Source organism: Nocardia sp. NPDC046473, from assembly GCF_040645995.1.
Lineage (GTDB): Bacteria > Actinomycetota > Actinomycetes > Mycobacteriales > Mycobacteriaceae > Nocardia.
On the sequence record NZ_JBEYZJ010000007.1, the window covers coordinates 577,126 to 599,486 of the forward strand.

General features: G+C 67.7%; 20 protein-coding genes and 2 tRNA genes. 12 read left to right on the plus strand and 10 right to left on the minus strand.

Translation table 11 applies throughout. The features are described from left to right. The first annotated feature begins 36 nt into the window (after nucleotides 1-36). Nucleotides 37-222 carry a DUF6374 family protein gene (locus ABZ942_RS27430; RefSeq protein ID WP_357386744.1) on the plus strand — a complete coding sequence of 62 codons (186 nt, stop codon included), beginning with the start codon at nucleotides 37-39 and terminating at the stop codon, nucleotides 220-222. 127 nt (nucleotides 223-349) lie between these two features. Next, the gene (locus ABZ942_RS27435) at nucleotides 350-1,126 is read left to right on the plus strand and encodes an enoyl-CoA hydratase (RefSeq protein WP_357386746.1); all 777 of its coding nucleotides are present in this window, start codon (nucleotides 350-352) and stop codon (nucleotides 1,124-1,126) included. A 58-nt stretch (nucleotides 1,127-1,184) separates the two neighbouring features. On the opposite strand, the gene ABZ942_RS27440 is transcribed toward ABZ942_RS27435, so the two are convergent. Together ABZ942_RS27440 and ABZ942_RS27445 are read right to left on the minus strand one after the other, a co-directional pair. After that, a complete protein-coding gene (locus ABZ942_RS27440) occupies nucleotides 1,185-2,243 on the minus strand; it encodes an Hsp70 family protein (protein ID WP_357386748.1) in 1,059 nt (352 codons plus the stop codon). A gap of 135 nt (nucleotides 2,244-2,378) precedes the next feature. After that, nucleotides 2,379-2,921 carry a MarR family transcriptional regulator gene (locus ABZ942_RS27445; RefSeq protein WP_357386750.1) on the minus strand — a complete coding sequence of 181 codons (543 nt, stop codon included), beginning with the start codon at nucleotides 2,919-2,921 and terminating at the stop codon, nucleotides 2,379-2,381. Nucleotides 2,922-3,061: 140 nt separating this feature from the next. On the opposite strand from ABZ942_RS27445, the gene ABZ942_RS27450 reads away from it, so the two are divergent. Next, nucleotides 3,062-3,136: transfer RNA gene (locus ABZ942_RS27450), tRNA-Cys, on the plus strand. On the opposite strand, the gene ABZ942_RS27455 is transcribed toward ABZ942_RS27450, so the two are convergent. The 5 genes from ABZ942_RS27455 to ABZ942_RS27475 form a co-directional block, all read right to left on the minus strand. Further along, nucleotides 3,115-4,200 carry an ABC transporter ATP-binding protein gene (locus ABZ942_RS27455; RefSeq protein WP_357386752.1) on the minus strand — a complete coding sequence of 362 codons (1,086 nt, stop codon included), beginning with the start codon at nucleotides 4,198-4,200 and terminating at the stop codon, nucleotides 3,115-3,117. The two genes, ABZ942_RS27450 and ABZ942_RS27455, sit on opposite strands and share 22 nt — an antisense overlap. After that, complete coding sequence (locus ABZ942_RS27460) at nucleotides 4,197-5,750, minus strand: iron ABC transporter permease (protein ID WP_357386754.1); 1,554 nt, start codon at nucleotides 5,748-5,750, stop codon at nucleotides 4,197-4,199. Before ABZ942_RS27460 ends, ABZ942_RS27455 begins: the two co-directional genes overlap by 4 nt. A 2-nt stretch (nucleotides 5,751-5,752) precedes the next feature. Beyond that, nucleotides 5,753-6,772, minus strand: a complete 1,020-nt coding sequence (locus tag ABZ942_RS27465) for an iron ABC transporter substrate-binding protein (protein ID WP_357386870.1) — start codon at nucleotides 6,770-6,772, stop codon at nucleotides 5,753-5,755. Nucleotides 6,773-6,892: 120 nt separating this feature from the next. After that, on the minus strand, nucleotides 6,893-8,263 hold the full coding sequence (locus ABZ942_RS27470) for a metallophosphoesterase (protein WP_357386756.1): 1,371 nt from the start codon (nucleotides 8,261-8,263) through the stop codon (nucleotides 6,893-6,895). A gap of 67 nt (nucleotides 8,264-8,330) precedes the next feature. Continuing rightward, nucleotides 8,331-8,912 carry a hypothetical protein gene (locus ABZ942_RS27475; RefSeq protein ID WP_357386758.1) on the minus strand — a complete coding sequence of 194 codons (582 nt, stop codon included), beginning with the start codon at nucleotides 8,910-8,912 and terminating at the stop codon, nucleotides 8,331-8,333. A gap of 197 nt (nucleotides 8,913-9,109) precedes the next feature. Between ABZ942_RS27475 and ABZ942_RS27480 the strand changes: the two genes are divergently transcribed. Both ABZ942_RS27480 and ABZ942_RS27485 read left to right on the plus strand, forming a co-directional pair. Continuing rightward, nucleotides 9,110-9,481 (plus strand): hypothetical protein, encoded by a 372-nt coding sequence (locus ABZ942_RS27480; RefSeq protein WP_357386760.1) that lies wholly within the window; start codon nucleotides 9,110-9,112, stop codon nucleotides 9,479-9,481. Between the two features lie 81 nt (nucleotides 9,482-9,562). Then, nucleotides 9,563-10,384: a CPBP family intramembrane glutamic endopeptidase gene (locus tag ABZ942_RS27485; protein WP_357386761.1), complete on the plus strand. Its 822-nt coding sequence runs from the start codon at nucleotides 9,563-9,565 to the stop codon at nucleotides 10,382-10,384. Nucleotides 10,385-10,432: 48 nt separating this feature from the next. Here the strand turns inward: ABZ942_RS27485 and ABZ942_RS27490 are convergent. The 3 genes from ABZ942_RS27490 to ABZ942_RS27500 form a co-directional block, all read right to left on the minus strand. Next, nucleotides 10,433-10,508: transfer RNA gene (locus ABZ942_RS27490), tRNA-Arg, on the minus strand. Between the two features lie 104 nt (nucleotides 10,509-10,612). Continuing rightward, nucleotides 10,613-11,323 (minus strand): DUF305 domain-containing protein, encoded by a 711-nt coding sequence (locus ABZ942_RS27495; RefSeq protein WP_357386763.1) that lies wholly within the window; start codon nucleotides 11,321-11,323, stop codon nucleotides 10,613-10,615. Beyond that, nucleotides 11,323-12,246, minus strand: a complete 924-nt coding sequence (locus tag ABZ942_RS27500) for a DUF3105 domain-containing protein (RefSeq protein ID WP_357386765.1) — start codon at nucleotides 12,244-12,246, stop codon at nucleotides 11,323-11,325. Before ABZ942_RS27500 ends, ABZ942_RS27495 begins: the two co-directional genes overlap by 1 nt. Before the next feature lie 113 nt (nucleotides 12,247-12,359). Between ABZ942_RS27500 and argS the strand changes: the two genes are divergently transcribed. The 7 genes from argS (at nucleotide 12,360) to rpmE (ending at nucleotide 22,356) form a co-directional block, all read left to right on the plus strand. Continuing rightward, nucleotides 12,360-14,018, plus strand: a complete 1,659-nt coding sequence (gene argS / locus ABZ942_RS27505; RefSeq protein WP_357386767.1) for an arginine--tRNA ligase — start codon at nucleotides 12,360-12,362, stop codon at nucleotides 14,016-14,018. A 124-nt stretch (nucleotides 14,019-14,142) separates the two neighbouring features. Further along, nucleotides 14,143-15,564 (plus strand): diaminopimelate decarboxylase, encoded by a 1,422-nt coding sequence (lysA, locus tag ABZ942_RS27510; RefSeq protein ID WP_357386769.1) that lies wholly within the window; start codon nucleotides 14,143-14,145, stop codon nucleotides 15,562-15,564. Beyond that, nucleotides 15,561-16,913, plus strand: coding sequence for a homoserine dehydrogenase (locus ABZ942_RS27515; protein ID WP_357386771.1), 1,353 nt, complete (start codon nucleotides 15,561-15,563; stop codon nucleotides 16,911-16,913). The genes lysA and ABZ942_RS27515 overlap by 4 nt, the downstream gene beginning before the upstream one ends. Before the next feature lie 71 nt (nucleotides 16,914-16,984). Beyond that, a complete protein-coding gene (gene thrC / locus ABZ942_RS27520; RefSeq protein WP_357386872.1) occupies nucleotides 16,985-18,046 on the plus strand; it encodes a threonine synthase in 1,062 nt (353 codons plus the stop codon). A gap of 49 nt (nucleotides 18,047-18,095) precedes the next feature. Beyond that, entirely contained in the window at nucleotides 18,096-19,061 is a 966-nt protein-coding gene (gene thrB, locus ABZ942_RS27525; protein ID WP_357386773.1) for a homoserine kinase, read from the plus strand. Between the two features lie 380 nt (nucleotides 19,062-19,441). Beyond that, complete coding sequence (rho, locus tag ABZ942_RS27530; protein ID WP_357386775.1) at nucleotides 19,442-21,484, plus strand: transcription termination factor Rho; 2,043 nt, start codon at nucleotides 19,442-19,444, stop codon at nucleotides 21,482-21,484. A 626-nt stretch (nucleotides 21,485-22,110) separates the two neighbouring features. Further along, nucleotides 22,111-22,356: a 50S ribosomal protein L31 gene (rpmE, locus tag ABZ942_RS27535; protein WP_150407940.1), complete on the plus strand. Its 246-nt coding sequence runs from the start codon at nucleotides 22,111-22,113 to the stop codon at nucleotides 22,354-22,356. Nucleotides 22,357-22,361 lie beyond the last annotated feature (5 nt).

Consider the following 22,361-nt stretch of genomic DNA (forward strand, 5'->3'; position numbering starts at 1 on the left):
TCGAACATGCGTTCGACTCGAGGTATTGTTCGAGCCGTGTCTCCACTCTCCCGCCAGGACTGGGCCAGGATGAACCTCGAACAGGTCCGTGACCAGCTGCTCGACGCGGCTGCGTTCGGCAAGTACCTGCCGCCCGAGCAGCTCGAGAATGCGGCGGGGAAGATCGCCGAGGGGTTGCGGGTCTATACGGAATTGACCCGTGATCGAGGCGACGTCGGTTAGGGATTTATCCAATCCCGTTGTGTCATAACAGCTTCAGCATATTGACGGGGCGTTATAGCGGGGGGCGTGAACCCGTCTCCTGTATCGTCACCGATATTCCTGACCATTCCTACGTAGAAGGTGCCGAGTGACCGAATTCGAGACGATTCTGCTGGAGCGCAAGGGCCGGGTCGGCTGGATCACGCTGAACCGGCCGAAGGCGCTCAACGCACTCAACGCCCAGGTCCTCGACGACGTCATCGCCGCGCTCGACGAGCTGGAACGCGACGACGAGGTCGGCGCCGTGGTCATCACCGGATCGGAGCGGGCCTTCGCGGCCGGGGCCGACATCAAGGAGATGCAGCCGAAGTCGTACATGGATATGTTCCTGAACGACTACTTCGCGCGCTGGGACCGGCTCGCCCAGTTCCGCAAGCCGACCATTGCCGCGGTGGCCGGATACGCCCTCGGCGGCGGCTGCGAACTGGCGATGATCTGCGACATCCTGATCGCGGCGGACACCGCGAAGTTCGGCCAGCCGGAGATCAAGCTGGGCGTCATCCCCGGCATCGGCGGCTCGCAGCGGCTCACCCGCGCGGTCGGCAAGGCCAAGGCGATGGACCTGGTGCTCACCGGTCGCAACATGGACGCCGAGGAGGCCGAGCGCGCCGGACTGGTTTCGCGCATCGTGCCCGCCGCCGAGCTGCTCGATACCGCGCTCGAGGTCGCCGACACCATCGCGTCGATGTCGTTGCCGGTCACCATGATTGCCAAGGAATCGGTGAACCGCTCCTTCGAAACCACCCTGGCCGAGGGCCTGCGTTTCGAACGCCGAGTGTTCCACTCGCTCTTCGCGATCGACGATCAAAAGGAAGGCATGACCGCCTTCGTGGAGAAGCGTCCCGCGAAATTCACCAACCGCTGATCCTGCCGACGCGAGTTCCCCGGCAGAATGCCTATCCACTTAGCCGGGGAAAGTCGCGCTAGCCGAAATGCGCCGGCGACGGTCCGACGATCTCCACCGGCGTCGACGGGGTGCCGTGGCTCGGTTCGGCCGAAGTCCGGTCCATCGCAAGGATTCCCGCGATCGTCGCGCCGAGCGCCGCGGTCACCGCGACGGCGGCGATGAGCTTGCGGCGATCGACCGGGCCGTGCACCAGCGACGCGGACAGTGCCGTGCCCGCGCGGGCTCGGGCCATCCGCACATCGCCGCTGTGCCGTTCCGCCGCGAGCAGCACCGCGCCGCGAGCCGAGACATAATCCGGTTCCGGGTCGTAGATGATCGGCAGGTCGATCAATTCCGCGAGCTCGTCGCGGATACTCGGGTTGCGGGTGCAGCCGCCGAGCAGCACCAGCGCCTCGGGCCGCACGCCGCTCTCCTCGATGAGCTGACGCACGAACGACGCCGAGTGATGGATGCTCGCGGCACACAATTCCGCCAGGTCGCTGCGGGTGACCACCTCGCGGCCGCCGGAGATCGGATCGATCGCGGTGACCACCCGTTCGCTGCTCAGCGCCTCGCGATGCTTGCGGCTGGTCAGCTTGTCGGTGAGCACGCCGCCGCGCGCGAGCTGCCAGCGCAGCAGCGCGTCGTAGCCGTCGCCGCCGAGCACCGTGCTGCGTTTGCCCGCCAGGATGGTGTCGTTGCGGCAGTCGGCGTGCGTGATGGTCAGGCCGGAGGTGCCTAGGTCGTAGAGCAGTACCGAGCCGTCGTCGGGTAGCTGCCCGGTGAAGCGGAGATAGCGCAGCTGGGCCAGCGGCTCGTCGACGATGGTCAGGCGGTTGCGGCCCGCGCCGGTTCGGATGGCGTCGGCGTGCATGGTGCAGCGGCAGGTGACCGCGGTTCCGGTGACCAGTTCGTCGCGCCGATCGGCGGCGCCGCGCATCTGCCGGATGGCCTCGAAAACGGGTTCCTCGATCCCGCCGCCGGCGCGGCGGGGCACCTGACAGCGGTCGATCGGCGGAAGGTGTGGCTGATCGGAATGGGTCAGCATCGCGCGTGCGCCACCAGCGCCCGCCGATACCCCCAAGACCAGCACCATGGTTTACATGGTGGACCCTTTTGTGCTCGCTGCCAAGACAACGGGCCGGAAAATTCGCTAGTTGGATGCCGGACCGTTACCCCGTGGTCAATCGGCGGGTGTAGGGAACCGTCCAGTACGGTCATTTCGTTTTGGCTAGGTCGTGGACCAGCGCGCCTGTTCGTCGCCGGTGTCGAAGTCGCCTGCCGCGTGTCGGAATTCCGCGAGTAGCTGCAGCAGCGTGTGCAGCCGATCCGGCGCGAGACCGGGCAGCGCGAAAACCTTCGTGTTGAGTTCCTCGGTCGCCTGCGCGACCAATTCCCTTCCGGCGTCGGTGATCTCGATCAGTGTCGCGCGCCGGTCGGTGGGGTGCGGCACCCGCTCGACCAGCTGCGTCGCCTCGAGCCGATCGACGGTGTTGGTCACGCTGGTCGGGTGCACCTGCAGCCGGGCACTGGCCTTCGCCATCGGCAGCGCGCCGGTCTTGCTGAAGCTCAACAGCATGAGCAGTTCGTACCGGGAGAAGGTCAAACCGGTCGGTTTCAGCGCCTCGTCCACCCGGGCCATCACGATTTGCTGGGCGCGCACCAGCGAGGTCACCGCGGCCATGCCGTCGGCCACCGCGCCCCAGCCGTGGCCGACCCATTGGCGATGGGCCTCCTCGATCGGGTCGAGCGGAAGTGGGCGTGGCCGAGACATGTTCCGATCATTCCATGCGGGCGGGCGCGGTTCGGGGACATCCAGGGCGCCTTCGGATCACAGTGCGTCCGGCCTGCTTCGAATCAGCGTGAGCGCAAGGGTGTGTCGTGGCGTCCGAACCCGGCACTATCAATCACGAGGCGGGCGTGGCTGAGTGGTTGAGGCAACGGTCTGCAAAGCCGTTTACGCGGGTTCAATTCCCGCCGCTCGCTCCAACGGGGTTCGAGGGGCTCGGTTCGGCATACGCCACGGCTGAACCGAGCACCTCGAGCCGTACGCGCCGGCCCGTGGTCGGTGCCGCGACGCTGGCCCGGCGCACCCGGACCGCGTCGGCGCGGCCGTCCAGCGCGATGGTGAGCAGCACGTCGGCGCCGCGGAATTCGACGGCACGGACGACTCCACTGTCCGGCTCGCCGTCGGAAACCTCGTGGGCAACAAGCTGTTCCGGGCGGACCATGAGGTTCACCGAGCCGGTGGGCGCGGACTTCTGCACCGGGATCCGGCCGAGCACGCATTGCGCTACATCACCATTCACCACCGCGTCGAGCAGCACGCAGTCGCCGAGGAAGCGGGCGGTGAACAGGTCTTGCGGTGCGGCGTAAACCTTTTCGGGCGCACCGACCTGGGTGAACCGGCCGTCCCGCATCACCGCGACCTGCTCGGCGAAGGACAACGCCTCTTCCTGATCGTGGGTGACCAGGATGCTGGTCATGCCCGCCGCGCGCAGGGTGTCGGCGACGGCCTGCCTGGTGGTGGCGCGCAGGCCCGCGTCGAGCGCGCTGAACGGCTCGTCCAGCAGCATCACGTCGGGCTCGCGAGCCAGGGCGCGGGCCAAGGCGACTCGCTGCTGCTGACCGCCGGAGAGCTGATGTGGGCGGCGGTCGGCGTAGGAGGGATCCAGCGAGACCATCTCGAGCAGTTCCGCGACCCGGTGGTGGCCGTTGCGCCGCCCACGGAAGCCACTGCGCAGTCCATAGGAGATGTTCTGCCCTACGGTCAGATGCGGGAACAGCGCGCCATCCTGGGCGACGTAGCCGATATTGCGGCGCTGCGGCGGCACCGAGAACCGGTCCCGGGCAACGGTTTCCACACCGATGGTGACCGACCCGGCATCCGGCGCCTCGAACCCGGCGATCACCCGGAGCAGCGTGGTCTTGCCACAGCCGGAGGAACCGACCACCGCGGTCGACGTCCGGTCCGGCACCACGAGGGTCACCCCGCCGAGCACCCGGTGGTGGCCGAACGTCTTCGAAACATCGTCGACGACAAGCTGACTCATCTTCCGGCCGCCTTCCGAGACTGGGTGAACAGCAGATAGGTCACGGGCACCGCCGCGACGATCATGATCAAGGCATACGGTGCCGCCGCCGCGTAGTCCAATTCGCCGGACAGCGACCAGAATCGCATGGCCAGCGTGCGAGTTCCGATGGGCGCCAACAGCAGTGTCGCGGTCAGCTCGGTCGCGACCGCGACGAAGACCAGCGCACCGGCCGACGCCGCGGCAGGAGCGGTGAGCCGCAGAGTGACTCGGGCGAAGGTGACCGGACCGGACTTGCCGAGCGACCGGGACGCCTCTTCCAAACCGATCGGCACCTGCGCGAGCCCGGCCCGCACGCTGACCAGCGCGCGCGGCAGGAACATCAGCACATAGGCGGCGACCACCATGGTCACCGTCTGGTAGAGCGGCGGTGCCCAGCGGATGGTCACGGTCACCATGGCCAACGCGATGACGATGCCGGGCAGCGAACTGGTGATGTAGTTGGCGCCCTCCACCATTCGGGCGAACACCGAGGTGGACCGGACCGCGAGCCAGGCGATCGGGAAGGCACACAGCGTGGTGAGCAGCGCGGCCACCGCGGCGAGCACAACGGTCTGCCCGAGCGCCTGGCCGATCTCGGTGAAGTCCCACACCTGCGCGCCGCCGATGCGTAGCCAGCGTCCGATAGTCCACAGCGGTACGCCGAGCGCGCCGACGGCCACCAGGGTGAGCACGCCGAGCACGGGAATCGCGCTGGCCCCCAGCCGGATTCGCGTCACCTCCCGAGGTGCGCCGCTGCCGATCCTGGCGTATCGGGCGTTGCCGCGCACCGTGGCCTCGCCCGCCAGCAGCACCAGGCAGCAGACCACGAGCACGCCCGCCAGCATGCTGCCCGCCGGGCCCGCGAAACTGGACTGGTACTGCTCGAAGATCGCGGTGGTGAAGGTGTCGAAGCGGACCATCACGAACGCGCCGTACTCGGCCAGCAGGTGCAGCGCGATGAGCAGTCCGCCGCCGAGAATGGCCAACCGCAACTGCGGCAACACGATTCGCACGAACACCGCCACCGGACCGGACCCGAGCGCCCGCGCCGATTCCTCCACCGCGGGATCGAGGCGACGCAACGTGGCGGCGGCGGGCAGGTACACCAGCGGGAAGTACGACATGGTCGCGATGATCACCCCGGCCGACAGGCCGTGCATGGTCGGGAAGACGCTGACCCAGGCGTAGCTGTTGACGAACGCGGGCACGGCCAGCGGCGCCACGAATATCGGCCCCCACCATGCCTTTCCGGGCACGTCGGTGCGTTCGACCACCCACGCGAGCCCGACTCCGAGCAGCACGCAGATCGGCACGGTGCACACCACCAGGCCGACCGTATTGCGCAGCAGCTGACCGACTCTCGGCCGGAACACCAGCTCGCCGGCCTGGCTCAGGCCGGTGGAAAAGACCTCGGACACGATGTAGCCGAGCGGCACGAACGTCGCCGCCACCAGCAGCAGGGCGACGGTGGTGACGAGCGGCCCCGGTCGGCCGACCCGGGACGAGGTGAGAGCCGTCCGTAGGCCCACGGCTAGAGCAGACCCGCCTCGGTCATCAGCGCGGTGACCTTCTTGGCGTCCAACTTGGACGGGTCGATCTCCGGCGCCCGCAGGTCGGCCAGCGGCGGCAGCGCCGGGTTGGCGGCGACATCGCTGGCGACCGGGTACTCCATCGAGTCGCCGTCGCGCAGCACCTCCTGGCCCGCCTTGCCGGTGATGAACGCCAGGAACTTCTGCGCCGACTCCTGCTTCTTGCTCGACTTCAGCACGCCGCCACCGGAGATGCTGACGAAGGCGCCCGGGTCCTGCTGCTTGAAGTAGAGCAGCGCGGTGTGGCTGCTGCTCTCCTTGGTCTTGGCCTGATCGCGGTACCAGTAGTAGTGGTAGATGATGCCGCCGTCGATGGTGCCCGCATCGACCGCCTTCATGGTGACCACGTTGTTCTGGAAGGCGGTCGCGTTCGCCTTCATCTCTTTCAACCAGGCGCGGGTGGCGTCCTCACCCTGCGTCGCGAGCAGGGCGGCCACGATGGCCTGGAAGTCGGCGCCCGAGACGCCCGCGCCCCAGCGGCCCTTCCACTTCGGCTGCGCGAGGTCGAGCATCGAGCCGGGCAGCTGGTCGGCCGCCAGCTTGTCCTTGTTGTAGACGAAAACCGTTGCGCGCGCGGCGACTCCGGTCCACATGCCGGTGGACGGGCGGAACTGCGCGGGCACCTGGTCCAGCGTCGGCTTGTCCAGATCGGCGAACAGGCCCGCGTTTTCGACAAGTGCCATGGCGGGGGAATTCTCGGTGAGGAAGACGTCGGCGGGCGAGGCGCCGCCCTCGGCCACGAGCTGGTTGCCGAGATCGGTGTCACCGCCCTGCCGCAGCGTTACCTTGATCCCGGTTTCCTTGGTGAACGCGGTCGCCCATTCTTTGGTGAGTGACTCGTGCTGCGCGTTGTAGACCGTGATTTCTTTTGTATCGTCGGACGAATTCGAGCAGGCCTGAAGACTGAGCGCCGCTACCGTGACGGCCAATACTCCGGAGATCGTTTTCCATCCGACGGGCATCAGTTCGGTCCCTTCCGCGGTCAATTCCTCACGTTGATGAGGCTTACCTAAGTAAGATACCGCGTCCGACCTGCGCCGATGACATCGGTGCCGCCGCGGGTCGCCGGAATTCCGGATCGGTCAGCCGAGCCCCGAGAAATCGCGCAGCACAACGTGATTGCGATCCGCGGTGGTGCCGAGGGTGTAATCCGGGAGCAGGCCGAAGTATTCGGCTCTGGTGGTCGCGCTCCAACGCCGGGCGGCCTCGGTGCGGGTTTTGTAGAAGTTGAGCATGTAACCGCCTTCGTAAAGGCGAAGCAGGCTGTAGCCGCCCGGATATTCCTTCACCGCAGCGACTTCCAGGAATTCGACGGCGCAGGCGGTGTCGGGGCGGGTGCGGCGATTGCGGTGGGTGTGCCCGCTGTGGTGCAGGAAGACGCCGGGGGAGCGCTCGTACAGTGACTGCAGTTCGGCGCTGTCGCGGCCGTTGAGGACGAAGCCGGGGCCCGCGAGATTGGTCAGGCCCGATTCGATGGTGACCGGGTGGTGGCCGAAAACCAGGGTCGGGCGGTCCGGGCCGGCGCGCAGTCGCTCGGTGAACAGGTCGAACTGCGGGCGGTCGATGGCACCGCCCGAGCCGTCGAGTTCGCTGGTATCCAGGCCGAGCAGGCGCAGGCCGGCGGACTCGTGCTCGACCAGCTCCTGGCGCGGGAGGAACGCCTGGGCCCAGCAGTCGTGGTGGTCGGCGGGAGCGGGCTGGCAGGCCGCGTAGTCGGGGCCGACGTGCGGGCGATCGTGGTTGCCGCGCACGACGAGGTAATCGCTGCCCAATGTCCCCCAAGCGTCGAGTTGCGTGCGGACTGCGCGCGAATCCGCAAGGGACGCTTCGCTGGTGAGGTCACCCGCGATGAGTAGTCGATCGGCCGCGCGGTCGAGGCGGCGGAGGTCGTCGAGCAGGGCGGCCAGCATCACCTCGGGATACGGCGGCACGTCCTGACCGACGCCGGGTGGCAGGTTGGCGACGATCAAGCCGCTGACTTCCTCGCCGTAGTGCACGTCGTTGGCGAGGGCGAGGGTTTGCAGCCGACGGCCCGGCGGTGGCACCAATGTGGTGAATTCGCCGGTGCATTCGGGCGTGCCGGGGCTGAGCGTGGTCAGCGAGAGCGCGGGGATCGCGCGTACGCCGTGGGACCAGGCCTCGAAACGGTAGGTGCGGCCGGGTTCGAGGTCGTCGATTTCGGCGTAGTGGAACGGGGTCGGCTGGGGGTCGGCGAACACCGGAACCGGCGCGCGAGCCGAATCCGCCGGGGCCAGGCGCAGTTCCGCGTCGGCGTCTACCGGCACCAGGTGCCCGCTCGGATCGGGCGTCACCGTTGTCCAGGTCACGATCACCGACTGATCGGTGATCGTGACCACCTCCAGATCGGTCGCGATCAACGGATTCGGTTGCGCCCGCACCGAACCCGGCCGGGCCAACGGCAGCAGGGTGGCAAGACCGATGGCGCCCAGCACGGTTCGCCGGCTCGGGCCGCAACACGACTTGCCGATGGCTCCCTGGTTCATGCGTGCGGGTGCGGCGTCAATTCTTGCCCGAGCCCGCGGAGCAGACCTTCCACTTACCGTCTTCCTTCTTCAGGTGTTCGGTGGTGCTGGTGTCGGTATCGGGTGCCTGACCCGGTACCTCGAGGGTGAGCTTGCCGACGATGTGCGCTGTCGCGGTTTCGCCGATGATCACGATGTTTTCGATCTTATCGATGGTCACCGCGACCGTCGCCGACTCGAACTCCTGCTTCTGTTCCTCGGGCAGCGCCTCGAACTCGGCCCGATCCGCCGCGCACGCCTTGGCCGCGGCCGCCCGGAATCCCTTGGACTCCAGCGTGTCGTAGAAGTCGTGCACCGCCACCTCGATCCGCTTGCCGTCGGAGGCGAGCGGTCCCTTCCCGTGCGCGGTCAATACGGCACCGAGCACCACGACGCCGCCGAGTGCGAGCAGCACCACGACCACCAGCCCGACAACGAGACCGACCTTGCTCTTGCGCGACGGCTGACGCCCGGGCGGTGGCGGTGGATAGCGGCCCTGCGGATAGCCCGTCGGCGGCGGATATTCGGTGGGATACTGCGGTCCTTGCTGCGGCGGCTGCCCGCCCGGCGGAAAAGTCATCGTCTCGTCCTCCGTCAGCCCCCCTCGGCTCACTCGAAGGTTACGGCAACCGCGCTGCCGAGCGAGCGGAAAACGGCCCCCGCCGTAGCGGCGGCCGCGCCGGTCGCCGGGTGTACGGCGACGTTCCGCCGGCGGACGCCTATATTGGCCGGGTGTGGGATCACCGCCCATCTTCATTCGTGCAGAAGGAGATTCGGATGCGCAGGCTATTCGTCATGTCCGTCCTAGGCGTCGGGCTGCTGGCGATCGCGCAGGGCGCGGGAACCGCAGGGGCCGATCCGGCGCCCGCCGGTCAGGGAACGCTGCGGGTGCAGGCCGCGACCACCGGGTCCGAATCGTCGGCCGTCGCGGGCGTCCAGGTCGGCATCACGACGTGCGCGTCCGGACCGGTGCTCACCACGCTGACCACCGGTCCGGACGGCAGCGCGACCACGAACCTGGCTCCCGGCTGCTACCTGGCCCAGTTCACTTCCGCATCCGGTTGCGAGCCGAAGAGCACGACCTCGGTCAAGGTGGACGTGGTCCCCGCCGCAACCCAGACCGCGGCCTTCCAGGTCAGCTGCGCCTGAGAATCGTTGCGGTGGTGCGCTTCCGGGATGTCACCATTTCGTAGGATGCGGCGGCGCTCGAGCGCCGGATAGCGTCGCGACGTGGTGCTCTCCGTCCAGTCTTTGCGTAATCGTCCGGCCCTCGTGATCAGGGTGGGCACGGTGTTCGTCGCCGTGACGATCTGGTGGCTGGTGCTGTATCACGGGGTGTCCGCGATCGTCGGCGACGAATACACCCGCGGTGGTCACGTGGTGCGCGCGATCGGCGCGACGTTGGGTACGGTGCCGTTGATCTACGCGGCACGGCGTTTTCTCGACCGAAAGCCGTGGTCCGGGCTCGGTTTTTCCGCTGTTGGCCCCGGTTGGCGTGCGTTCGTCTTCGGTGCCGCCTGCTGGGGAGTTCCCGCCGCAGTATCCACGGCGGTCATGCTGTGGCTCGGTTGGGCCGGCCTCACCATCCAGGGGTCGCTACCCGAAATCCTGGTGGCGCTGGTCGCCCTGCTCGCCTTGGTACTGCTCTACGAGGCGGTCCCCGAGGAACTGATCTTCCGCGGCTATTTCTTCACCAACCTCGCCGAACGCTGGCCGACCGGAATTACCGTCCTGGTTCAGGCAATCCTGTTCACGATGTGGGGCGTACTCATCGGCGCGGCCACCTCGATCGACCGACTCATCCTGCTCTCCACCTTCGCGCTGGTACTGGGCGCGATCCGCGCAACAACCGGAAACCTGTGGGCCTGCATCGGTTTTCACGCGACATTCCAGATATCCACCCAGTTCCTCGGCCCCCGATGGCACTACCTCGATCTCGACGACCCCGACATGAACGTCACCGTCCTGTCCTTCATCATCATTCCGTTCGTATGCAGCGCGATTGTCCTGTGGGCACTGGCCCGAAAACGCCGTCAGAGCCCGCGCGCTTGAAGCCCGACCACAAAGAGGCCCCGACCAGCTGGTCGGGGCCTCTTTCGGTGGTGCCCTCGGCAGGATTCGAACCTGCGGCCTTCTGCTCCGGAGGCAGACGCTCTATCCCCTGAGCTACGAGGGCGGGATAGGACTCGATCGGGGCGGTGAGCCGCCGATCGGGCGGGGAAAGCGTATCGCATCGGTCGCCGGGAGCCAAAAAGGGTTGTCGGGGGCGGCGGTTGGGGGTCAGTTCGGCGGGATGGGGGTGGCGCCGCGGGCGGTGAGCATGGTGGTGATGAGTTCGGCTTCGCCGCGTTGGGTTTTGTCCATGGTGTCGGCGAGGGTGCGCACGGCGGTGGTTTCGGCGTGCTGGGCCGCGTATTGGATCATCGAGAGGCCGCCCTGGTGATGGCGCAGCATGAGTTGCAGGAAGAGGGTGTCGAGCTGCGGGCCGGTGGCTTGGCGCAGCGCGGCGAGTTCGGTGGGGGTGGCCATGCCGGGCATGGTTTGCATCGGGCCGGACATGGTCTGGGTCGCGCCGGCATGCCCGTGGCCGCCGGGCTGGTCGTTCATCCAGCCCATGTAGCCGTCGACGCTCTGCGCGGGCTTGCCCCACAGTTGCAGCCAGCCCTGCATCCGGCCGACCTGGTTCTGCTGGGTGGTCATGATGTCGTAGGCGAGGCGGCGCACGTCGGTGTCGGTGGAGCGGACCAGCACCACGCCCGCCATCTCGACGGCTTGCGCGTGATGAGCCGACATGTCCTGGGTGAAGCCGACGTCCACCGCGCCGGGATCCGGTTCGGACGAGTTGTTCAGCGGCAGCCGGATCAACGCGCCGATGGCGACGCCGATCAGGATGGCGCCGATCACGCCGAGGATCAGCAGCGCGGTGCGCTGGCGACGGACCTGGGCGCCGAGGCCGGATTCCGCGGAATCCGGCGCGACCTCGGTAGCCACTACTGGCTCGGCTGCGGCTGGCCCGGCGCGGGCTGGGCCGGATTCGGTGCGGGCCGCGGCTGGTTCGGGGCCGGCGCGCCGGGCAGACCGGGCAGCCCCGGCACACCGGGCACGCCCGGCAGACCGCCGGGCATCCCGCCGACCTCGCCCTGATCCTGCTGCAAGCCCTTGCCGTCCATCGGCACTGCGTTCGGTCCGGGCGGCGTCGGGTCGAACGGCGGCGGATTGTCGGTGTCGAACGCGATCGTCGAGCAGTCCGCGCCGACCTCGGGGTAGGTGTAGTTGTTCAGTCGCAGCGCCGTGATGAACTGGCCGACGCGATTGTCATCGGCACTGTCCAGCTTCAGCTGATGCCCCCACGACTGCAGCGAAACCGCATGGTCCAAACCGGGGTACGGCGACATCAACGAGTACGGCTTGCCCTGCACCTTGCTCTTCAGCGAGGCGATACCCGCCGCATCCACCTTGTCCGGGTTGTAGGCGATCCACACCGCGCCGTGCTCGAGCGAGTGCACCGCGTTCTCCATCCGGATCGGCTTGTCGTAGACGACACCGGTGCAGGTCGCCCAGGAGGCGTCGTGCGGTCCGCCGAACGCGGGGCTCTGGTCGTAGGCCACCCGCTGGGTCGGGCCGATGTGCAACCCAGCCGGGTACTCCTTCTTGACCACGCCGGGGATCGCATCGGAGGGATCCTTGCGTTCCGCGCTCGGCGTGAACTTCTCCAAGTCGGCCTTCTCCTGGTACTTGGGTACCAGGCTGTAGGCGAGGGCACCGATCAGTGCGATGATGACTACGGCCGCGCCGATGGCCAGCCAGGGGATCTGACGATTCTTCTTGGGAAGTTGGCCGCGCCCGCCCCCTTTGCGGGACCCGGACAACTTGGCGGCGGCCTTGGCCGATTTGGCGCTGGGACTACTCGGCATCGCTCGTTGTGCTCTCTCGAAGTGATGGATCCGCGGGTGCTGTGGATTGCGGACGGTTCCGGCGCAGTGCCCACTCGAGGTGTACACCCGCCAAGACCATAGGATAGAGACTCGTGACTCCAGCTGACCTTGCAGATCTCCTTCGCGCCACTGCGGCGAAGGTGCTTGTCGAACGCGGACTGGACCCCGCGGTCCTGCCCGACGAGGTCACTGTCGAGCGCCCCCGCAACCCTGAACACGGTGACTATGCCACGAATGTGGCGATGAAGGTCGCGAAAAAGGCAGGCGCGAACCCGCGCGATCTGGCGACCTGGCTCGCCGACGCGCTCAGCGCCGCCGACGAGGTGGCCTCGGCCGAGGTGGCCGGGCCCGGCTTCCTGAACATCCGGCTCGCCGCGTCCGCGCAGGGCGCGATCCTGGAGCAGGTGCTCGCCGCCGGGACCGCGTACGGCAGCTCGGACACGCTGAAGGGCGCCAGGATCAACCTGGAGTTCGTCTCCGCCAACCCGACCGGGCCGGTGCATCTCGGCGGCACCCGGTGGGCCGCGGCGGGCGACGCGCTCGGCCGGATCCTGGCCGCGCAGGGCGCCGACGTGGTGCGCGAGTACTACTTCAACGATCACGGCGCGCAGATCGAGCGGTTCGCCAGGTCGCTGGTCGCGGCGGCCACCGGCGCGCCGACCCCGGACGACGGCTACGCGGGCGCCTACATCGGCGAGATCGCGGCCACCATCGTGGCCGCGCACCCGGAGGCGCCGTCGCTGCCCGAGGACGAGCGGCAGGAGCTGTTCCGCGCCGAGGGCGTCGAGCTGATGTTCGCGCAGATCCGGCAGTCGCTGCACGAGTTCGGCACCGACTTCGACGTGTTCTTCAACGAGAGCTCGCTGTTCGAGTCCGGCGCGGTGGAGCGGGCCGTCGCGAAGCTGAAGGATTCCGGCGACCTTTATGAAAAGGACGGCGCCTGGTGGATCGCGAGTTCGGAATACGGTGACGACCAGGATCGCGTCGTCATCAAAAGCGACGGCAAGCCCGCTTATGTTGCGGGCGATATCGCCTACTTCCAGAACAAACGGGATCGCGGTTTCGATCTGTGCATTTACATGCTCGGCGCCGACCATCACGGCTATATCGGTCGGCTGAAGGCGATCGCGTCGGTTTCCGGGGATGATCCGGCCACCGTCGAGGTCCTGATCGGGCAGATGGTGAATCTGCTCAAAGACGGTGTCGCCGTGAAAATGAGCAAGCGTGCGGGCACCGTGGTCACCCTCGAAGATTTGGTCGAGGCGATCGGCGTCGACGCGGGCCGGTATGTGCTGGTTCGCTCCTCGGTGAATTCGAGCATCGATATCGACCTCGACCTCTGGACCAGCCAGAGCAGCGAAAACCCGGTCTACTACGTGCAATACGCGCACGCGCGGACCGCGTCTATCGCGCGCAATGCCGCCGAGCTCGAATACGACAAGGTGACACCGGATCTCGCGCTGCTGACCTCCGACGAGGAGGGCGAACTCATCCGCACCCTCGGCGAGTACCCCAGGGTGGTGAGCAGCGCCGCCGCGCTGCGCGAGCCGCACCGGGTGGCCCGCTACCTGGAGGAACTGGCCGGTACGTACCACCGCTTCCAGACCAACAAGAACCTGCGCGTGCTGCCTCTCGGGGACGAGCCGGTCAGCCCGACCAACGCCGCGCGTTTGGTGCTGGTCAACGCGACCCGTCAGGTCCTCGCCAACGGCCTCGCCCTGCTCGGCGTCAGCGCACCGGAGCGCATGTGAACGGGCACAAGACTTTTCAGACGAGCGCCAGGGAGGACCTACTCGTGAACGAGCGTAGCGAGCGAACCAAAGACACAGCCGCCTGCGCGGTCACGACGGAGCCGAGCGCCAGCGAGGTGGAGTCGTGAGCGCGCATCCTGCTGGCCCTCGGCACGCTGAGATCCCGCACGCCCCGAACTTGCCGGAGCGCCCTCGTGACCCGCAGCAGATGATCGATCTGCCCGCGAATGTCTGGCCGCGCAACGCCTCCCGCGACGCCGATGGCGTGGTGCGTCTCGCGGGTGTGCCGGTGCATGAACTGGCCGCCGAATTCGGCACCCCGCTGTTCGTGATCGACGAGGACGACTTCCGGTCCCGCTGCCGCGACATGGTGCGCGCGTTCGGCCCGAACGCGCGAGTGCACTACGCGTCCAAGGCTTTCCTGTGCGGCGAGATCGCCCGCTGGATCCGCGACGAGGGCCTGTCGCTGGACGTGTGCTCCGGCGGTGAGCTCGCGGTGGCGTTGCATGCGGATTTCCCGGCCGAGCGAATTGCGTTGCACGGCAACAACAAATCGGCGACCGAGCTGGAAGCCGCCGTTGCGGCGGGGGTCGGCCACGTGGTGGTCGACTCGCTGATCGAGATCGAGCGCCTAGAGGCCATCGCGGGCCGCGCCGGTGTGGTGCAGGACGTGCTGGTCCGGGTCACCGTCGGCGTGGAAGCCCATACGCACGAATACATTTCGACCGCGCACGAGGATCAGAAGTTCGGCTTCTCGATCGCCGGCGGCGACGCGATGGAGGCGCTCGCGCGCGTCTTCGACGCGGACAACCTGCGCCTGGTCGGCCTGCACAGCCACATCGGCTCGCAGATCTTCGAGATCGACGGCTTCGAGATCGCCGCGCGCCGCATGCTGCGGTTGCTGCACGACGCCGTCGAGAAGTTCGGCGTCGACCGCACCGCGCAGATATCCACGCTGGATCTCGGTGGCGGGCTTGGTATTTCGTACCTGCCGAGCGATGACCCGCCGCCACTGGACGACTTCGCCGCCAAGGTGCGCGACCTGGTCGCCGCGGAGGCGGCCGCCATCGGCCTGCCGCAGCCGAAGATCGCGGTGGAACCCGGCCGCGCCATCGCCGGACCGGGCACCGTCACGCTGTACGAGGTCGGCACCATCAAGGACGTCTCCCTCGACGGCGGCCTGCGCAGGCGCTACATCAGCGTCGACGGCGGCATGAGCGACAACATCCGCCCGGCGTTGTACCAGGCGGACTACGACTGCCGCCTGGTTTCCCGCTCGTCCGAGGCCGCGGCCGTGGTCGCGCGCGTCGTTGGAAAGCATTGCGAGAGTGGCGATATCGTCATCCGCGATACCTGGATGCCCGAGGATGTCGGCCCCGGCGACCTCGTTGCCGTCGCCGCGACCGGCGCGTACTGCTATTCGATGTCCAGCCGATACAACCAGCTGACCCGCCCCGCGGTGGTCGCGGTGCGTGACGGACAACCGCGTCTCATCCTGCGCCGGGAAACGGTGGCGGACCTGCTCAGCTTGGAGGTTGAATCATGACCAATCCCGCTCAGAACACCTGGGGGAGAGATCAGCCGATCGGTGTAGCGGTCCTCGGTATGGGCAATGTCGGCACGGAGGTCGTGCGGATTCTGCGTGATCATTCCGAAGACCTGCGTTCCCGCGTCGGTGCGCCGCTGGTGCTGCGCGGCGTCGCGGTCCGCAATCTCGACAACGATCGCGGCCTGCCGCCGCACCTGCTGACCACCGACGCGGATGCCCTGGTCGCCCGCGACGACGTCGACCTGGTGGTCGAGGTGATCGGCGGCATCGACCCGCCGCGCCGCCTGATCCTGGCCGCGCTGAACGCGGGCAAATCCGTGGTGACCGCGAACAAAGCGCTGCTCGCCGACTACACCGGCGAACTCGCGGCCGCCGCCGAACGCAACCGCGCCGACCTCTACTTCGAGGCCGCGGTGGCCGGCGCCATCCCGGTGGTCCGCCCGCTCATCCAGTCGCTGGCCGGTGACCGGGTCAACCGGGTGGTCGGCATCGTCAACGGCACCACCAACTTCATCCTCTCCGCGATGGACGAGACCGGCGCCGACTACGAGGTCACCTTGAAGGAGGCCACTCGCCTCGGCTACGCGGAGGCGGATCCGACCGCCGATGTGGAGGGCTACGACGCCGCGGCCAAGGCCGCGATACTCGCCTCGCTCGCGTTCCACACCAGGGTCACCGCGGCCGATGTGTACCGCGAGGGCATCTCCAAGATCAGCTCCGAGGACCTGGAGACCGCCTCCGCGCTGAACTGCACGGTCAAGCTGCTCGCCATCTGTGAGCGGGTGCCCGCCGGACCGGGCGAGCCGACCGTGGCCGAGGGCGGCAAGGACCGCGTTTCGGTGCGCGTCTACCCGGCCCTGGTGCCGCGCAAGCATCCGCTGGCCGCCGTGAGCGGCGCGTTCAACGCGGTGGTCGTCGAGGCGGAGAACGCCGGACGGCTGATGTTCTACGGACAGGGCGCCGGCGGCGCGCCGACCGCGTCCGCGGTGCTCGGCGATCTGGTGATGGCCGCGCGCAACAAGTTCTACGGTGGCCGCGCGCCCGGCGAATCGGTTTATGCTGAGCTACCGATCGCGCCGATCGGCGATACGCCCACCCGCTACCACGTGAACCTGCAGGTGGCAGACCGTCCCGGGGTTCTTGCCGCGGTGGCGGGCGAATTCGCCAAGCACGAGGTGAGCATTTCGACCGTCCGCCAAGAGGGGCACGGCACGGGTGCTCGCTTGGTCGTGGTTACCCACCACGCCGTGGAATCAGCGCTCGCGGACACCGTCGCCGCCCTTGGCGAGATGGAATCCGTCACATCAATCACCAGTGTTCTGCGATTGGAAGGCACCGAAGAATGAGTACGTCCAGGGGACGGCAGACGGCGGAGCCGGCGGGGTGGGTAAGCACTGGCGTGGCGCCGCAGGCAGGAGTGCACTCCCGCTGGCCCGGTTTGATCGCGGCTTATCGCGATCGGATCGCGGGCGCGGCCGAGTGGGAGCCGGTCACCCTGTACGAGGGCGGTACGCCGCTGGTGCCCGCACCGCACCTGTCCGAATTGACCGGATGTGATGTTTATCTCAAGGTCGAGGGCCTGAACCCGACCGGCTCGTTCAAGGACCGCGGCATGACGGTCGCGATCACCGACGCCAAGTACCAGGGCCAGCGGGCGGTGCTCTGCGCGTCCACCGGCAACACCTCGGCATCGGCCGCGGCCTACGCCACTCGCGCGGGCATGACCTGCGCCGTGCTGATCCCGCAGGGCAAGATCGCGATGGGCAAGCTGGCCCAGGCGGTCATGCTCGGCGCCAAGATCATTCAGGTGGACGGCAACTTCGACGACTGCCTGGAGTTGGCTCGCAAGGTCACCTCGGACTTTCCCAGCATCGGCCTGGTCAACTCCGTGAACCCGGCCCGCATCGAGGGCCAGAAGACCGCGTCGTTCGAGATCTGCGACGTGCTCGGTAAGGCCCCCGACGTGCACGCGCTGCCGGTGGGCAACGCGGGCAACATCACCGCGTACTGGCGCGGCTACCGCGAGTACTACGCCGACGGCATCACCACCCAGCTGCCGCGCATGCTCGGCGTGCAGGCCGCCGGTGCCGCGCCGCTGGTCAACGGCGCCCCGGTGAGCAACCCGGAGACCATCGCGACGGCCATTCGGATCGGCGCGCCCGCGTCCTGGAACGGCGCGATGGCGGCCAAGGAGGAGTCCGGTGGCGCGTTCCGCGCGGCCACCGACGACGAGATCCTGGCGGCATACCGCCTGGTCGCGGCCCGCGAGGGCGTGTTCGTCGAGCCGGCGTCGGCGGCCAGTGTGGCCGGCCTGCTCGCCGCGCACCAGCAGGGCTGGCTGGATTCGGGCCTGACCGTCGTGTGCACCGTCACCGGCAACGGGCTCAAGGATCCCGACACCGCGCTGCTGGGCATGCCGCAGGTGCAGGCGATTCCGGTCGACCCGGTCGCGGTCGCCCACGAACTAGAGCTGGCCTGAGTTGACCGCGCGCGAAGGTCAGTTGTCGGTGCGTCCGCGGAACGCGAGCGTGAATCGCACGCTGCCCGCAGGCCTTTCGGTAACTGCGCGGGTGCCCGCGTCCACCGCGAACCTCGGTCCCGGGTTCGATTCGCTCGGTATGGCATTGGGGATCTACGACGAGATCGAGGTGCGCACTACCGATTCCGGGCTCGCCATCCGGGTCGAGGGCGAGGGTGCCGATGATGTCCCTTGGGGCCCTTCGCATCTCGTAGTGCGCGCGATCGAGCGCGGACTCGAGTCGGCGGGCGTCTGGGCCGACGGCCTCGATGTGGTGTGCCGCAACGTGATTCCGCACTCGCGCGGGCTCGGCTCCTCGGCCTCGGCCGTGGTCGGCGGGCTGGCCGCGGGCTGTGCCATCGCGGCGAAGTTCGATCCGGCGCTGGCCATGTCCGCCGACCAATTGGTGCAGCTCGCAGCGGAATTCGAGGGTCATCCGGACAACGCGGCGGCCAGCGTGCTCGGCGGCATCGTGGTGTCCTGGACCGAGACCGACCGGGCTGCCGACATCGGCCAGGACGGCGTTCCGGTGGCCGAGCATCACGGCCGGGTCTACCGGGCCGTGCGGCTCGACCCGCATCCGTCGTTGCGGCCCTTTGTGCTCATTCCGGAAGAGCGCTCGGCGACCGCGCACACCAGGGGTTTGCTGCCAGAGGTGGTGCCGCACGGCGACGCCGCGTTCAACGTCAGCCGGGCCGCGCTCGCGGTGGTGGCGCTGACTCAGCGCCCCGACCTGCTGATGCCCGCGACGGCCGACCGGCTGCACCAGGCCCAGCGTGCGCCCGCGCTGCCGCTGACCACCACCTGGATTTCCCGGCTGCGCGCGGCGGGCATCGCGGCCGCCGTTTCTGGTGCCGGTCCCACCGTATTGGCCTTGAGTACCTGCGAATTCCCCGCCGAACTCCGTGAACTCGCGGCCATGGACGGGTTGCGAGTGGTCGAACCCGGACTGGCCGATGGAGTACTGACCGACTGACGGCGCGTCTGGCTTGCCGAGATTCGCAATGGGCAGCTATCCTGAGCGAGTCCGTACATCGTGCGCATCAGACGCCGGTGCTTCATCAGGGCAATCGCTCCAGCACGCTCCAGGCTCGAGCCTCCAGGCCATGGGGGTGCTGCGTAGCTGCGCACTGGAATGATCACTCCCCACCTCACACCACCGGTGGCGAAGCGGACGGACGCATCCGAGTCCGGCAGAATGCCCGGACTGCGGGACGAACCCTCGAAACAGCACACGGCAATCGGGGGAAGGAAAGGATTTCCGTGACAGATACGGACCTGCTCGCAACACCCGGGGTGGATTCCAACCCAACATCTCCGGGGGACCGCGAAAGTGACTCCGGACAGATTTCGAAGATGAGCGAACAAACCGACGTCGCACGATCGGGGCTGACTGGAATGTTGTTGCCGCAGTTGCGCGCGCTCGCGGGGGAGCTCGGTATCCGAGGCACCTCCGGAATGCGCAAAGGCGATTTGATCGCCGCTATCAAGGAAAATCAGTCCGGGAAACCGGCCAAGGGTGAAAAGCCCGAAGGGGGACAGGCCAAGTCCGCGGTTTCCGCCAAGGCCGATACGCCCGGTAATACGGAAGCGCCGGCGACTCGCTCGGCGCCCGCTCGGGCAGAACAGGGGACCCTCGATGTGGATCCCGCCCCGGCAAAGGAAGCTCCCGTCGTCGAGGCTGCTGCCCCGGCGAAGGAATCCACTCCCGTGAACTCGGCGCCGGCCGAGGCCACCCCGGCCAACACGACCGAATCCGGCGAGGATTCCGGTCGCGATGGCGGTCAGCGTGGTCGTGGTCGGCAGCGGCGCGGCCGTGACCAGGCGCGATCCGGCGGCGGCGAGACCGCTTCGGCCGATGCGCGTGGTGACGAGCCGAAGCAGGACACCGAGCAGGGCGAGCGTCGTCAGCGGAATCAGTCGGGCGAGCGGAATCAGTCCGAGCGCAATCAGACCGGCGAGCGTAATCAGGGCGAGCGCAACCAGTCCGGTGACCGCGCGCAGTCGGGTGAGCGGAATCAGTCCGGTGAGCGCGGCCAGTCCGGCGAGCGCAACAACCAGAACGGCAACGGTGGCGGCAACGCCAACGGTGGCCGGAACAACGACCGCAACAACGCCCGCAACAACAATGACGACGACGAAGAAGGCGGTCGCGGGCGGCGGGGACGTCGATTCCGCGAGCGGCGTCGTGGTCGTGACCGCGAGCCGGGCACCGGTGGCGGCGAGGCGCGCGAGCTGGAGATCCGCGAAGACGACGTGCTGCAGCCGGTCGCGGGCATCCTCGACGTGCTGGACAACTACGCCTTCGTCCGGACCTCGGGCTACCTGGCCGGACCGAACGACGTCTACGTCTCGATGAACCTGGTCCGCAAGAACGGCCTGCGCCGCGGTGACGCGATCACCGGTGCGGTGCGTGCCCCGCGCGACGGTGAGCAGAGCAACCAGCGGCAGAAGTTCGATCCGCTGGTCCGGCTGGACACGGTCAACGGTGGTGAGGTCGAGGCGGCCAAGCGGCGTCCCGAGTTCAGCAAGCTCACCCCGCTGTACCCGAATCAGCGACTGCGCCTGGAGACTCAGCCCAACAAGCTGACCACCCGGGTCATCGACCTGATCATGCCGATCGGCAAGGGCCAGCGCGCCCTGATCGTCTCGCCGCCCAAGGCCGGTAAGACGACGATCATGCAGGACATCGCGAACGCCATCGCCATCAACAACCCCGAGGTCTACCTCATGGTCGTGCTGGTCGACGAGCGTCCGGAAGAGGTCACCGACATGCAGCGTTCGGTGAAGGGTGAGGTTATCGCCTCCACCTTCGACCGCCCGCCGTCAGACCACACCTCGGTCGCCGAGCTCGCCATCGAGCGCGCCAAGCGACTGGTGGAAATGGGCAAAGACGTTGTGGTGCTGCTCGACTCGATCACTCGACTGGGTCGTGCGTACAACAACTCCTCGCCCGCTTCCGGTCGAATCCTGTCCGGTGGTGTCGATTCCACCGCGCTGTACCCGCCCAAGCGGTTCCTCGGCGCGGCGCGCAACATCGAGAACGGCGGCTCGCTCACCATCATCGCGACCGCGATGGTGGAGACCGGTTCCACCGGTGACACGGTCATCTTCGAGGAATTCAAGGGCACCGGTAACGCGGAGCTCAAGCTGGACCGCAAGATCGCGGAACGGCGTGTGTTCCCCGCGGTGGACGTCAACCCGTCCGGTACTCGTAAGGACGAGCTACTGCTCAACCCCGACGAGGCCGCGGTGCTGCACAAGCTGCGCCGCGTACTGTCCGGCCTGGACTCGCACCAGGCGATCGATCTGCTGATCGACCGTCTGAAGAAGTCCAAGAACAACCTCGAGTTCCTGATGCAGGTGAGCAAGACCGCGCCTGGCGCACTGGACGAGTAAGTTCGCAAGTTGTATCGCCGAGAGGGCTCCGCGTTCGCGGGGCCCTTTCGGCGTTTGCGGGCAGAAGAACAGGAGACCGATGACGGCCGCGCCACTGATCATGAGGCCGAGAATGATCGCCGATGCCTCCACTGCACTCCCCTCCGGAGCGGTGGTCGAAGCCTCGACATACCCAGCGGTTCCCGGGACTGCCGTGGTCGCGGTGTCCGGCAGGGCACACCAGCCGACCGCGACAGCGAGGATCAACAGACCGAAGATCGCCGACGCGACTCGGATGTTCACAAGTTCTCCCTTCGCTGGTCACGGCACGCCGTTGTGCAAGGTCTCAAACTCTATGAACGAAGCTGTTCGCATTCCTGAGTAGCCAACTACCCGTCTTCAGGGTTCCCGAGACACCGGCGAAGCGCGTGCCCGAACTTCCTGGGGCGGCGGTGCCAGGGGGAGTACCTAGGGCGGGAACAAACCGCTTGCCGGGGGTGTTTTGGGAGCGTAGGGACTGTTCTGGCATACTGAACGGTCGTTGCGTCTGCTCTGTTTCGAGCAGGCCTCCCGCCTAAGTCGGCTCCGGTTCACGTTCTCGCGATTCACGCGCTAGCGACCCGGCGGCCAATATCGAGAGGACACCCATGAAGGCAGGAATTCACCCCACGTATGTCGAGACCACGGTCGTCTGTGGTTGCGGCAATACGTTCCAGACTCGCAGCACCAAGGAGTCGGGACACATCAACGTCGAGGTCTGCTCGCAGTGCCACCCGTTCTACACCGGCAAGCAGAAGATCCTCGACACCGGTGGCCGTGTGGCCCGCTTCGAGGCTCGCTACGGCAAGCGCGCGGGCAAGAAGGCCGACGCGGACGACGCCGCAGCCAAGTAGCTTCC